General features: G+C 37.7%; 13 protein-coding genes. 11 read left to right on the plus strand and 2 right to left on the minus strand.

The features are described 5' to 3' along the window. The first annotated feature begins 240 nt into the window (after window positions 1–240). The 11 genes from panB to V7164_RS12790 all read left to right on the plus strand — a co-directional run bounded on the left by panB (window position 241) and on the right by V7164_RS12790 (window position 10,898). Window positions 241–1,077 (plus strand): 3-methyl-2-oxobutanoate hydroxymethyltransferase, encoded by an 837-nt coding sequence (gene panB / locus V7164_RS12740; RefSeq protein WP_335345582.1) that lies wholly within the window; start codon window positions 241–243, stop codon window positions 1,075–1,077. Next, window positions 1,074–1,922, plus strand: a complete 849-nt coding sequence (gene panC, locus V7164_RS12745) for a pantoate--beta-alanine ligase (protein WP_335345581.1) — start codon at window positions 1,074–1,076, stop codon at window positions 1,920–1,922. Before panB ends, panC begins: the two co-directional genes overlap by 4 nt. Window positions 1,923–1,933: 11 nt before the next feature. Continuing rightward, entirely contained in the window at window positions 1,934–2,320 is a 387-nt protein-coding gene (gene panD / locus V7164_RS12750; RefSeq protein ID WP_335345580.1) for an aspartate 1-decarboxylase, read from the plus strand. Window positions 2,321–2,494: 174 nt separating this feature from the next. Beyond that, entirely contained in the window at window positions 2,495–5,296 is a 2,802-nt protein-coding gene (gene dinG / locus V7164_RS12755) for an ATP-dependent DNA helicase DinG (protein ID WP_335354263.1), read from the plus strand. Between the two features lie 224 nt (window positions 5,297–5,520). Continuing rightward, window positions 5,521–5,691, plus strand: a complete 171-nt coding sequence (locus tag V7164_RS12760) for a YpmA family protein (protein WP_335345578.1) — start codon at window positions 5,521–5,523, stop codon at window positions 5,689–5,691. Window positions 5,692–5,705: 14 nt separating this feature from the next. Continuing rightward, window positions 5,706–6,179, plus strand: a complete 474-nt coding sequence (locus V7164_RS12765; protein WP_335345577.1) for a cell wall elongation regulator TseB-like domain-containing protein — start codon at window positions 5,706–5,708, stop codon at window positions 6,177–6,179. Window positions 6,180–6,230: 51 nt separating this feature from the next. After that, a complete protein-coding gene (locus tag V7164_RS12770) occupies window positions 6,231–7,421 on the plus strand; it encodes a pyridoxal phosphate-dependent aminotransferase (protein WP_335345576.1) in 1,191 nt (396 codons plus the stop codon). 120 nt (window positions 7,422–7,541) lie between these two features. Next, entirely contained in the window at window positions 7,542–8,834 is a 1,293-nt protein-coding gene (gene asnS, locus V7164_RS12775) for an asparagine--tRNA ligase (protein ID WP_335354265.1), read from the plus strand. 153 nt (window positions 8,835–8,987) lie between these two features. Beyond that, entirely contained in the window at window positions 8,988–9,695 is a 708-nt protein-coding gene (locus V7164_RS12780; RefSeq protein ID WP_335348108.1) for a DnaD domain-containing protein, read from the plus strand. A 28-nt stretch (window positions 9,696–9,723) separates the two neighbouring features. Beyond that, window positions 9,724–10,380, plus strand: coding sequence for an endonuclease III (nth, locus tag V7164_RS12785; protein WP_335354264.1), 657 nt, complete (start codon window positions 9,724–9,726; stop codon window positions 10,378–10,380). Further along, window positions 10,377–10,898 carry a YpoC family protein gene (locus V7164_RS12790; RefSeq protein ID WP_335348106.1) on the plus strand — a complete coding sequence of 174 codons (522 nt, stop codon included), beginning with the start codon at window positions 10,377–10,379 and terminating at the stop codon, window positions 10,896–10,898. Before nth ends, V7164_RS12790 begins: the two co-directional genes overlap by 4 nt. Window positions 10,899–10,921: 23 nt before the next feature. On the opposite strand, the gene V7164_RS12795 is transcribed toward V7164_RS12790, so the two are convergent. Together V7164_RS12795 and recU are read right to left on the minus strand one after the other, a co-directional pair. After that, a complete protein-coding gene (locus V7164_RS12795; protein WP_335348105.1) occupies window positions 10,922–13,498 on the minus strand; it encodes a PBP1A family penicillin-binding protein in 2,577 nt (858 codons plus the stop codon). 43 nt (window positions 13,499–13,541) lie between these two features. Beyond that, on the minus strand, window positions 13,542–14,153 hold the full coding sequence (gene recU / locus V7164_RS12800) for a Holliday junction resolvase RecU (protein ID WP_335348104.1): 612 nt from the start codon (window positions 14,151–14,153) through the stop codon (window positions 13,542–13,544). Window positions 14,154–14,359 lie beyond the last annotated feature (206 nt).

A 14,359-nucleotide genomic window follows, 5' to 3' on the forward strand; every position in this document is an offset into this window, starting at 1 on the left:
CGTAAGCTAAATGATTGGGCAGTATCCTCAAGTTGAACTGCACCGTGTATGATTAGGTCATCAATGAAAAATTCTTTGAAACACCTAAAAATTAAAGATATTCTGCCTAGATCCAATAATGGACCGGGACAGAGGGATGAGACATAATAAAGAACGAAAGAAATTCGGAATCCTTCTGCTTACAGAAGGATTTTTATCTTTGTTTTTCACCCTCTTCCTTAATTCAAAGGAGGAATAAGGATGAAGCAAACGACTGATTTTTTGAAAATGAAGGAGAACGGTGAGAAGATTGCTGTTCTGACGGCTTACGATTTTCCGGCTGCTAAGCAAGCGGAAAAAGCCGGGGTTGATATGATTTTAGTTGGTGATTCACTTGGAATGGTTGTATTAGGATATGATTCAACCATCCCTGTTACGTTAGAAGACATGATTCATCATGGAAAGGCTGTCAAAAGAGGAGCTGGGGAAACCTTTATTGTCGTAGATATGCCATTCATGAGCTATCATCTGTCAGTTCGCGACACACTTATAAATGGTGCGCGTATTATTCAAGAAACAGGGGCACATGCCGTTAAAGTTGAAGGTGCAGATGAAGTGATTGACGGAATCGAAGCATTAACAAAGGCTGGTATACCTGTCATGGCTCATCTCGGACTAACACCGCAATCTGTCGCAGTGCTTGGAGGCTATAAGGTTCAAGGCAAAAATGCAGAAGCGGCTCGTAAGCTGATCGAAGACGCGAAAAAATGCGAGCAGGCTGGTGCGTTTGCCGTTGTATTAGAATGTGTTCCGAAGCAGCTAGCAAAGGAAGTTTCCGAATGCCTGACAATCCCGACAATAGGAATCGGTGCTGGCATTGAAACAGATGGACAAGTTCTTGTCTATCATGATGTACTTTCCTATGGTGTTGAAAGAGTACCGAAATTTGTTAAGAAATATTCAAATGTGAATGTAGTCATAGAGGAAGGTCTAACTGCTTATGTGGATGAAGTGAAACAAGGAGTATTTCCTGGAGAAGAGCATAGTTTCTCAATGAAAGAAACTGAGCTTTTAAGCTTGTACGGAGGGAAAGCATGAAAGTCATTACAACCATTAGCGACATGCAGCAAACAATGATTCGAGAAAAAATGTCAGGTAAATCAATTGGCTATGTCCCAACAATGGGTTTTTTACATGAAGGTCATCTGACATTAATCGATCATGCTCGAGAAGAAAATGATATAGTCGTACTAAGTATTTTCGTAAATCCGCTTCAATTTGGGGTAACTGAAGATTTAGGCTCATATCCTAGAGACTTTGACCGTGATAGTGCTTTAGCTGAACAACATCACGTTGACTATATTTTCCATCCGTCTGCAGAGGAAATGTACCCAGCACCCTTATCGGCAACCGTAATCGCTAAGGAGCGGACTGAGGTATTATGCGGGCAATCCCGGCCGGGCCATTTTGATGGTGTTGTAACAGTTTTAACGAAGCTTTTCAATATTGTTCAGCCGAATAGAGCTTATTTTGGCAAAAAAGACGCTCAGCAGCTAGCTGTTGTGGAGGGACTTGTGAATGATTTCCATTTCCCAATTGAGATTGTGCCGGTGGACATTGTGAGAGAACATGATGGGCTAGCTAAGAGCTCAAGAAATGTTTATTTGCTTCCAGAAGAAAGAGAGCAAGCACCATTTCTATACAAAAGTCTATTAGAGGCTAAAGCAATGATCGATGAAGGGGAAAGAGACTCTCAACAAATCATTTCGTCTATGAAAGAATTGATTTCTGAAAAGACGAGCGGAACGATCGACTATATTGAAATATACTCTTATCCTAATCTTAAAGAAATTGAGGAGCTAGAAGGCAACATTATTATTGCCTTAGCAGTAAAATTTTCAAAAGCACGGCTTATTGATAATTTGATATTAACTATTAATTAGGGGGAAACATCATGTTCCGCACCATGATGAATGGTAAAATTCATAGAGCAGTTGTGACAGAGGCTAATCTAAACTATGTCGGCAGCGTTACAATTGATACAGATATTCTTGATGCCGTTGGAATGCTTCCAAATGAAAAGGTACAAATTGTGAATAATAACAATGGGGCAAGGTTTGAGACGTATATCATTCCTGGAGAAAGAGGCAGTGGTGTCATTTGTGTGAATGGTGCTGCAGCTAGACTTGTCCAAGAGGGAGATGTTGTTATTATTATTTCCTATGCGCTAGTTGCTGAGGAAAAAATTTATATTCATCAGCCTAAAGTTGCTATAATGGGTGAAAATAATAGAATTAAGGAAATAATCAATAAGGAACCTGAAAAAACGATCATGATGTAAACATGCTTCTTATTATTAAAAGGCTGACCGGTAAAGACCGAGTCGGCCTTTTTGTCCAATACTCTTTTGAAAATAATGAAAATGGCCTAAAATATATAATGGATGGCATTAATTCTTTTTCTTTTTCCGTTTTTATGGTACCGTTTGATTGACTGAATGTTAGAGGTGTGTAGTATGTGTAATAAATATGTTGTAATCGATTTAGAAACAACAGGGAACGCCCCAAAGAAGGGCGATAAAATGATCCAATTTGCCGCTGTTGTTATAGAAAACGGAAAAATAGTTGAAGAATTTTCCTCACTTGTGAACCCAGGACAGTCAATCCCTCCATTCATTGAGGAGTTAACGGGTTTAGATGATGAGGCAGTAAAGGATGCCCCTGTTTTTTCTGAAATAGCACCAAAAGTCCTTACTTTATTAGAGGATGCTTATTTTGTTGCACATAATGTCCTATTTGATTTATCGTTCTTACAGGAGGAGCTCCTTCTAGCTGGCTACAATGGATTTTATGGACCAGTTTTGGATACAGTAGAGCTTTCTCGAGTATTTATGCCAACTGCAGATAGCTTTCAATTATCAGAATTGGCTTTTAGGGAAGGGTTAAATCATGAGCGTCCCCATCAGGCTGACAGCGATGCCTATGTAACTGCTGAGCTTCTGCTTCTCCTTTTGGACCGGCTAGAACGGCTGCCACTTTGCACGATCAAGCAAATTTATAAGCTTTCTGGCGGATTAAAAAGTGATTTAGATTTACTCATAGACTCAATTCTTACGAAAAAAGAAGCAATGGTCGAGGTTTTACAAAACGATCTTGAAATTCACCAAGGAATTGCACTGAAAATGTTTTATGAACAAGATACTGATGATGACAATGAGACACTAAATTATCCTAAACAGCAAGAAGCGAAAGAAGAGCTCTTCAAAAAGGCTTTTTCAAATTATGAAATTCGTTTAGGACAATTTAAAATGATGGATTCAGTATATCAAGCCTTTAAACATAAACGACATGCATTAATTGAGGCAGGCACAGGTGTTGGCAAATCATTAGCCTATTTAATTCCTGCTGCTATTTACGGAAAAGAAAACAGACAAACTGTCATGATTAGTACATATACAACACAGCTTCAGGAGCAGCTTCTTTCCAATGATATTCCTAAATTAAAACAGATGCTTCCATTTCCTGTTAAGGCAGTATTGCTAAAGGGAAGAAGCCATTATTTAAGTTTGGCTAAATTTGAGCAAACTTTAAAGGATTTAGATGATAATTACGACACTATTTTAACAAAAATGCAAATTCTTGTATGGCTCACAGAAACGAATACTGGGGATATAGACGAAATAAATTTGTCCAGTGGTGGAATGATATTTTGGAATAAAATCAAAAATGATGAGGCGATATTCCTTCAAAATAAATCTTGGATTTCAAGAGATTTTTATTTGCGGGCCCGAAAATCCGCTTTAAAAGCTGACCTGATCATTACGAATCATTCACTGCTGCTGAGTGATTTAGTTTCACACAATAAGATTTTGCCAGAATATAGTCACATTGTCATTGATGAGGGCCATCATTTTGTGAAAGTGTCCGGTCAGTATTTTGGCTTTTCTTTAGATTACTTAAAGACACGTTTTTTGATCAGCCGTATTGGGCATTTGGAACAGAAACAATTACTGTTTATGCTTGAACAAGTTCTAGAAAAAGCTGAGATTGAGAAGAAGCACTTAGTTCATTCTTTTGAAATGAATCAAATGATACAAGAACTTAGTTTTGAAATGGATGAGCTATTTAAGATTATAAGCATATTTGCAAAAAAGAAAACAAAATCCAGAAAAGGGTACAATCGGATTAGCAGCCGTTTTTTAGGTGATGATTCTAGTCATGAAAGCAGAGCGGTGCAAGCAAGTGCTGAAAGATTTTTATTTCTCATTAAGGATTTTACTGCAGAGCTAGAGAAAAGATTAAATGTCATGAGTATAATCAAGGAGAATCTTTCTGCCAGGGAAAAATCCTCATTGGAAGAGCTTGCTTCTGTTGTAGAAGAATTAAAAGAAATAGCTGAAGCCATTAAACATATCTTTTTACATCCATCTGAAGAATATGTTACATGGATCGACATGGATGTTCGATCTATGCAAAATGCTACTACCGTCTATTCACAGCCTGTTAAAGCAGGGCATTTATTAAAGGAAGAATTCTTCAGTAAAAAAGAATCAGCTGTTATCACTTCTGCAACCTTATCGGTGAAAAACTCATTCAACTATATGTTAAATGAACTGGGCTTGCAATTAACAGAATGCTCAGCAGAGCAAATTCAATCTCCATTTGATTATCATGAACAAGTAAAGCTCATCATTCCTGATGATCTTCCTGAAGTAAATTCTGTTTCATTGGATGAATATGTAATGTCCATTAGTGAACATATTATCTCCATAGCAGAAGCAACAAAAGGAAGGATGCTCATATTATTTACCTCTCATGAGATGCTCAAAAAAACATATGAGCTTATAAAAGAATCTGGATTTTTAAATGAATATGCCATTATTGCCCAAGGCGTATCGAGCGGAAGCAGATCGAGATTAACACGTAATTTTCAAAAGTTCGAAAAGGCAATTTTATTAGGAACGAATAGTTTCTGGGAAGGTGTAGACATCCCTGGAGAGGATTTAACGTGTTTAATCATCGTTAGACTTCCATTTTCACCGCCAGATGAACCTTTTACAGAAGCGAGATGTGAACAAATTAAGCAAAATGGCGGAAATCCATTTTCTGATTATTCTTTGCCGGAAGCGATTATTCGCTTTAAACAGGGATTTGGAAGACTGATTCGAACGAGAAGCGACAAGGGGTTTATTTTTATTTTTGATCGCAGATTGGTTACAACCCAATATGGAAAGGCTTTTTTAGATTCCATTCCGAAAATCCCTCATACAAAAAGTAATATAAATGGAATAGTCGAATTAATTAATAAATCTTTGTGAAATAAAGGAAATGGCTTGCGAATAATTAAAAAAGAGCTGCGCCTTTTAAGGCGCAGCCAATGACGTTGGTGGATTAGAAGAATTAATAGAATTTTTTATTCAAGCTGTTAGATGTAGCTGTTATACTGATATTTAAAGGTTAAAATGTTTCGTATATATAGCTTGTCCTATATTTACTTGTGTATTAATTACAAATATTGTACTACCTGAGGAGGAATTCCAGTATGGAAAGTAAAATTGAGGTTTTATCAACCGTGAAAATTCAACTAAGCCCTGACCTCTATAAAGTTGTTGATGCTTTAAACAGAACTTTAAAGGAAAATGATTTAATGTTTGGACTGGCACTTGATAAAGAAGATCAAAATAAAGCTGTTTTTTCGATTTATCGTACATAAGAAGAGTGACAAATGTGAAAAAAATAATTATTATAAGTTTATTGATATTTTCAATTATATTAGGATCTGGGGTTATTATTTATTTAAATGCAGTTGAGCCTGTTAAGGCAGCTGAAAAAGAAGCCATTGAAAGAGCCATGGAAGAAACGAGACTTTGGAAGGCTGAGGATTTTCAACTTTATCATGGACTGGAAACATATTTTGTCATTAAAGGGATAAATAAAGCTGGAACAAACATTTACGTCTGGGTACCTGAAAAAGAAGGACAGATTATTGTTAGAAAGGTGACAGATGGAGTTTCCAAACAGGAAGCAATTAATAAGCTAAAAGAAGAGAAAAATCCGAAAAAGATTATTTCCGTTCGCCTCGGTATGGAAAAGGATATCCCGTTATGGGAAATTTATTACCGGACAGAGGGGAATTTAATAAATTATTATTATGTTGATTTCAAAACAGGTGAGTGGCTAAAGAAGATAGAGAATTTATGATCCAAGTTCTTAATCTTCTTAAATGTCATTATGTGAGTGGAGGAAAAGGAAATGAACTTTCAATTAGCACAAAGAGTAAAAGCATTAACCCCATCGACAACGCTTGCCATTACAGCGAAAGCAAAAGAATTGAAGGAACAAGGCTATGATGTAATCGGGTTAGGAGCTGGTGAGCCTGACTTTAATACACCGCAGCATATTATTGATGCCGCCGTTAAATCGATGAATGAAGGACATACAAAATATACTCCATCTGCAGGTCTTCCTGCATTGAAAAAAGAGATCGTTAACAAGTTTAAAGCAGACCAGGGAATCGAATATGAAGCCTCTCAAATCATCGTGGGAAGCGGCGCAAAGCATGTCCTTTATACATTATTCCAAGCTATTTTGGATGAAGGGGACGAAGTAATTATCCCTACTCCATATTGGGTTAGCTACCCTGAACAAGTTAAATTAGCAGACGGTGTTCCTGTCTATGTTGAAGGTAAAGAGGAAAACGAGTACAAAATTACGCCTGATCAACTAGCAGAAGCATTAACGGATAAGACAAAGGCAGTTATAATCAATTCACCAAGTAACCCGACTGGTATGCTTTATACTGAAGAAGAGTTAAAGGCATTGGGCGAGGTTTGTTTGAAGCATAATATTCTGATCGTTTCAGATGAAATTTATGAAAAATTAGTTTATGGAAACAATAGACATGTTTCCATTGCTCAGCTTTCACCAGAGCTTAAAGAACAAACAATACTAGTGAACGGTGTATCAAAGTCCCATTCTATGACAGGCTGGAGAATTGGGTATGCAGCCGGCAATAAAGAATTAATTAAGGCAATGACAAATCTTGCGAGCCATAGTACTTCGAATCCAACAACAACTGCTCAATATGGGGCGATTGCTGCATATGCGGGTTCACAAGAGATGCTTTCAGAAATGCAAAAGGCTTTTGAACAGCGCTTAAATATTATTTACGATAAGCTTGTCGCTATTCCAGGCTTTACCTGCATTAAACCACAAGGTGCTTTTTACCTTTTCCCTAATGTGAAGGAGGCAGCTGAATTAACAGGCTTTGTAAATGTAGATGAATTCTCCCAAGCGCTCCTTGAGGAAGCAATGGTTGCCGTTATTCCTGGATCAGGCTTTGGTGCTCCTAATAATATTCGTTTATCCTATGCAACTTCCTTGGATTTATTAGAAAAAGCAGTTGAAAGAATCCATCAATTTGTTGAGAAGAAAATGAAATAACATTAAAGCGGCAGCTAAATATCTAGCTGCCGCTTTTGTTAGTTGCTTGTCTCTAATACAAAAGAGTATAATATATAGGATGTAAAAGTGATTTGCAAGTTTTTGGAGGGAATATAATTGATAAAAACAACGATATCTGAAGTATACAAATATGTTGATCAAGAAGTGAAAATAGGCGCTTGGATCGCAAATAAACGTTCAAGCGGAAAAATTGCATTCCTTCAGCTTCGCGATGGAACAGGATTCATTCAAGGCGTTGTCGTGAAAACGGATGTTCCAGAAGAAGTTTTTCAAGCGGCAAAGTCTGTTACTCAAGAATCTTCTATTTACATAACTGGAAAAATTCAAAAGGATGAGCGTTCACCATTTGGATATGAGATGCTTGTAACAGGATTAGAAGTGATTCAGGCAGCAGTTGATTATCCAATTACTCCGAAAGAGCATGGAACTGAATTTCTAATGGATCATCGTCATTTATGGCTTCGCTCCCGCCGTCAGCATGCGGTTATGAAAATTAGAAATGAAATTATTCGCTCAACATATGAATTTTTTAATAATGAAGGGTACGTAAAAGTCGATCCTCCAATTTTAACGGGAAGCTCGGCTGAAGGCGGATCAGAATTATTTGCTACGAAATACTTCGATGAAGATGCCTATTTATCACAAAGCGGACAATTACATTTAGAAGCAGCGGCAATGGCACTTGGAAAGGTATTCTCTTTCGGTCCAACTTTCCGTGCAGAAAAGTCCAAAACACGCCGCCATTTAATTGAGTTCTGGATGATTGAGCCAGAGATGGCTTTCTATGAACATGAAGATAGCTTAAAGGTGCAAGAGGACTACGTGTCATATATTGTTCAATCTGTCCTAAAAAATTGTGAATTAGAATTAAAAACTCTAGGCCGAGATACGTCTAAACTTGAGAATATTAAGGCACCATTCCCGCGCATTACTTATGATGAAGCGATTAAGTTTTTACATGAAAAGGGCTTTGACGATGTCCAGTGGGGAGATGACCTCGGTGCCCCTCACGAAACAGCGATTGCAGAAGGCTATGACAAACCGGTTTTCATTACTCATTACCCAACGTCATTAAAGGCATTTTACATGCAGCCAGATCCGAACAGGGAAGAAGTTGTTCTGTGTGCGGACTTAATTGCGCCGGAAGGATATGGGGAAATTATTGGCGGCTCAGAGCGGATTCATGATTATGATCTAATGAAGCAACGTCTTGAAGAGAATAATTTAGATATGGATACTTATAAATGGTATTTAGAACTCCGTGAATATGGTTCAGTTCCTCACTCAGGGTTTGGACTTGGACTAGAAAGAACTGTAGCTTGGATTAGCGGAGTGGAGCATGTGCGTGAGACGATTCCATTCCCGCGTTTATTAAATCGACTATATCCATAAGCAGCAGCTCTTCATAATTTGAGCAAAATTAGAGGAATCGTCCTGTTGGCGATTCCTCTAATTTTTTCAGAGTAGTAAGAAAGGAATAGTTACCTGTTATTCTCCTTACTACAAAGACTTTGTTCATGATATACTGATATGGAGGTGTCAGGAATGTCCAAAACAAGTATATTAAAGTGGCTCCAGGAAGGAAATATTACGATACCTGGGGTTTTATTAACTCATTATAAAGAGATGAATTTAAATGAGCATGAACTAGTGCTTATATTGCATGTTACTTCCTTTATTGAAAGAGGGAATGCATTTCCCACTCCAGTTGAATTGTCTTCAAGCATGACGATCTCCGTTTCAGAATGTACATCGATCCTTAGAAAATTAATCCAGAAAGGGTATATCGAAATTAAAGATAGCTACTCTTCTGATGGAATTCGCTACGAACAATATAATATTGAACCTTTATGGGAAAAGCTGATAGATTATTTTCTATTTAAGGAAAAGCAAGAAACGGCAAAGATAAATCAGCAAAGTGAGACTGATTTATATACTTGCTTTGAACAAGAATTTGGAAGGCCTTTATCTCCATTTGAATGTGAAACACTTGCATTGTGGATGGATGATGACCGCCATGATCCACATATTATAAAAGCGGCTCTTCGAGAAGCGGTTATTTCGGGGAAATTAAATTTCCGTTATATCGATAGAATTTTATTCGAATGGAAAAAGAATGGAATAAAAACAATTGAACAAGCGAAGAGCTACGGAAAAAAGTTCAGACAAAACCAGCAGCAAAGAGTTAAGGCTAACGAAGCTTCTGAACAACCTGGAAAAACCATACCTTTTTATAATTGGCTAGAGCAATAATTGTAGAATAAATAAAGTGGTGAGGAAGTTGTTGAACAATAGTCAAATAAGATTTTGCCTTGATGAGATGGGGGAAATGTTTCCGGATGCACACTGTGAACTTAACCACTCCAACCCATTTGAACTTGTCATTGCAGTTGCTTTATCTGCACAATGCACGGATGTGCTTGTCAATAAAGTAACAAAGAATTTATTTCAAAAATATAAAACTCCCGAGGATTATTTAAATGTACCTTTGGAGGAGCTGCAAGAGGATATTAGATCTATTGGGCTTTATCGAAACAAGGGTAAAAATATTCAAAAACTGTGCAGAATGCTATTAGATGATTACAATGGAGTAGTGCCGCATGATCGGGATGAACTGACGAAGCTTCCGGGAGTCGGCAGGAAAACAGCTAATGTAGTAGTCTCCGTTGCATATGGTGTTCCAGCTATCGCTGTTGACACCCATGTTGAACGAGTTAGTAAGAGATTAGCTATTTGCAGGTGGAAAGATTCCGTTTTAGAGGTAGAGAAAACATTGATGAAAAAGGTGCCAATGGACAAATGGTCTGTTACGCATCATCGGATGATTTTCTTTGGGAGATATCACTGTAAAGCACAAAATCCTCAATGTGAGAGCTGCCCGCTACTGGAAATATGCAGAGAAGGGAAAAAAAGAATGAAGGGGAAGAAAGGGGAATGAGTAATAACAAGCCCCTTTCCGTTCCTATAGAATTAGTACATCCATTTTTCTTTGAAGAGAATGAGGAAATTACCTTCGATGTGGAAGAAATGAAAAATTTGTATGCACTAAGGCCATTTCTTTATGAGACGGCTTTTTTTTCAGGAGTACAAGCAGTAAAACCATGGGAAATTCAAGAAAAAAGCATACCAGTTCTAATTGAGGAATGGCAAAAAGTAAAAGAATTATTAGAAACACTTTTTGCTAAACGGGAGATGATTCATGTACTGGCACCTATGAAAAAAGGGATTAGCCTCTTAATCGAATTGGTTTATTGGGGAAATGGACTTCCGGTTGTTCTTTCAAATTTGGACTTAAATAAATTAGCCATTAAGCCTGTCAATTTATCAGAGCGACTAGAATTTATTATGAAGAAACCATCCTTATATCACTCTTATATTCAATTAGCAGAGCTAATAGGTGAAATGAATAAACAATATGTCAAACAACAGATAATGAAAAAAGCGTCTAAGCCATAAGCTTAAGACGCTTTTTTTCTTTATTATCCACTGCTGCCAGGTGGATTTACAATTGGAGGGATGATCGGATTGGTGTCAGTTTGATCACCGTCACCACCATCGCCATCACCATCACCCTGTCCATTACCATTACCATTACCATTACCGTTTCCGTTTCCTTGCCCATTCCCATTGTCATTTCCGTTTCCATCATCATCAGGGATACCATCCTCGCCGTCCTGACCATCACCATATCCATCGTCCATTTCCGGCAAAGGAACTTGAACTGTTTGAACTGCTGGTTCACTCTTTTGATCATCACGGATTGCTGTAACCTTGAACTGATATATGCCGCCTGGAACCGGATTTGCAACTTTAATTCCTTTTTCAGCTATCACCTGTAGTAGCTGGTCTGCACCATCGTCTAATGCCGCTGAAACTTCAAATTGAACGTTCTCTACCCCTTCTGGATAATCCCACGTTAAGAGTATTTCATTCGTATTTACATCATATGATGCATTTAGGTTTGAAGGAGAATCAAGCTTATCGAATTTCTCGGATACCTCTGTTGGTGCATTTCCTTTAACCGCATACTCATAAATGATTTGATCTTTAGGCGTAAATTCACTAGCAAGTTTTGCTGGGATTGAGCCTTTTTCTATCGCAATCTTTTCAACACTGTTTGGAACAGGGAAGTCAGGTGTTTCGACTCCTTGAGAAACATGCGCCATTAAATTTTTGAAAAGAAGCATAGCGAGCTTTTGGTCCTTAGGAGCGATAGAGTTTTTCTTTTCCTTATAACCAGTCCATACAGCAGCTGTATAGTTGGTCGTATATCCGGCAAACCATGCATCTGGAATGCCTCCATTTTGAATATCCCAATCCTTTATTTCTTGTGCCGTGTAATTAGTTGTACCCGTTTTACCTGCAACATGAAGGTTTGAAATATTAGCTAATTTACCTGTTCCATATGAATCTTTCAATACACTTTTAAGCATATCGTTAATCATAAAAGCTGTGTAATCCTTCATAACTGGCTTTGAATCAGGAGTGACATCGATCTTTGAACCATCACGCATTTCAATGGCTGTGATGGAATGAGGTTCCGTATAAATCCCGTTATTGCCGAATGCACTGTATGCGCCAGCCATTTGCATCGGTGAAACCTCGTAAGCACCGATCGAAAACGATTCAAAAACATCCTTAATATTAAATCCTAGGTTATTTGCAAATTGTTTTGCATTATCAAGTCCAACCTCCTGTAATGTTTGCAGGGCTGGAATATTTCTTGAACGAGCTAAAGCTTCTCTCATCGACATAGGGCCCATATGCTTTCGGTCCCAGTTATTAATTTTCGTCCCATTTGAATAAGTATAGGGCTTATCGTCAAGAGTATAGAAGGTGCCCCATTTTAAATATTCAATGGCAGGGCCATAATCAATAATTGGCTTAAATGTGGATCCGGCATGTCTCATCGTATCTTGGGCAAAATTAAACCCGCGCTTTACTTTAAGATTTCTTCCGCCGCCAATAGCTCGAATTTCCCCCGTTTTAGTATCAAGCAAAGTAATGCCGGCTTGGAAGTCCTCGTCTGGGAAATTAATAATTTCATTTGTATTTAACATTTTTTCCATATAATCCTGGGCATTCGTGTCTAATGTTGTATAAATCGTCAAGCCGTCGGAAGAAATATCTAGATCAGGATACTTTTTCTGAACCTCATCAATGACGATATCTACAAAGGAATCATAAGGAGAATCGTTCTGCTTTCTATTTTCCTCAGGAACGAGTGAGGATTCTACAGAAACTGCCTTTGCTTCTTCCATTTTCTCTTTTGAAATAAAGCCATGCTGATGCATTAAGGAAAGGACTATATTTCGTCTTTTTTCTGCCCGATCTGGATGTTTAAAAGGATTATAGTTTGCAGGGCTTTGCGGAATGCCCGCAAGCAATGCAGCTTCAGGAAGTGTTAGCTCATCAAGATTCTTTCCAAAGTAAACTTGGGAAGCTGTTAAAACCCCATGACTGCGATTTTCCATCCAGATTTTATTTACATACATCTCGAATATTTCTTGCTTCGTATATTTACGCTCTAGCTGAAAGGCCAACCATGCTTCCTGGGCTTTTCTGCTTATTGTTTTATTATTATTAAGAAAGGAATTTTTCACTACCTGCTGGGTAATGGTACTTGCCCCTTCTGAACCAAACCCGCGGGTAACGTTTGCAAGCACTGCTCCAGCTAAACGCTTTAAGTCCATTCCATGGTGCTTGTAGAACCGCACATCCTCTGTTGCAAGAAAGGCCTCTTCCACTAATTTAGGAATATCCTCATATTCAACATATTCTCGGCGTTCAGAGCCAATTTCCGTAATAAGATTATTGTCTTTATCTAATAATTTCGAAGGGATTGGATCCCTTAATTGTTTTTCATCAAGTTTAGGTGCGTCCTTTACCATAAAAGCAAAGGTTCCAGCTCCAACAAGCATTCCAACAATTCCAAGTGCAATTAGTGTAAGAAAGATACGTTTAAATAGGCTCTGTGCCGGTTTCTTTCCTTTGTTTTTTGGCTTGGAAGCTTGCTGTTTACGGCGCTCCTCTCTCGATTGATATTTTTCTGCCATATATGTTCATCCTTTCTGATGAGTAGAAGGTAGATTGAGATATTTATCCGAGGCTATAAAGATAATCGATTTTTTTAATATAGTCAATTCTAGGGTTATATCCTAGTGGGATTTGGTGGCCAAAAGTTTCAATTTCCTCTATAGTAATCGATTTTCTGCCGCCATCCTTCATCCTTTTCCAAAACATAAGTAGATGATGAGCCTCAAGCAGATAGATGTCCTCTGTTGCAGAAAACCTTAATAAAACAAAGCAGATCCCTTTTTGCTTCAGAATCGTTTCCATATGCAAAATTTGATGGTCATGGAAATTTTTTAATGGAAAGGAAGAGTGATTCTGAGTTTCCTTTGCCTCAAAATCAATATACCTGCCTTTGTAAACACCGTTGTAATCTGTTGTTGAAGCCTGTTTGAAATACGCTTCTTTTATGACCGCCGCACTTCTTTTCGGGTAATCCACATGAACAATTTGCACAGGTGTAGGCTTTTTATGAATGGAGGCAATTCCATTCGCTAAATAATACTCATTCGTTTCATTTATATCTTCCTCCAAAGTCATACCACGGTTGCTATAGGACCATTTTTTTTCTATTTTGGTGCGCATCGTTTCTTTTTTAACGGGTAGAAACTTCTTGCCGTTCGGATAATGGAAATTCATTTAATTCACCTCACAAGCTACTACTTATCATAACAAATCTTCGTTATTTGTGGTTGAATAAAAAGTACAGATTTGCAAATGTTAAGCCATATGCTTTTTTTGGAGGCAGATCAATTATGTTTTTTGAAAGGGCAAATTATTTAAATCAGCTAAATATGGAAGAATTGGAATTGATTCAAAAAATAAAAAAACATACACAAAAGTAC

The sequence above is a fragment of the Bacillus sp. JJ1474 genome, assembly GCF_036965225.1.
Taxonomy (GTDB): domain Bacteria; phylum Bacillota; class Bacilli; order Bacillales; family Cytobacillaceae; genus Cytobacillus.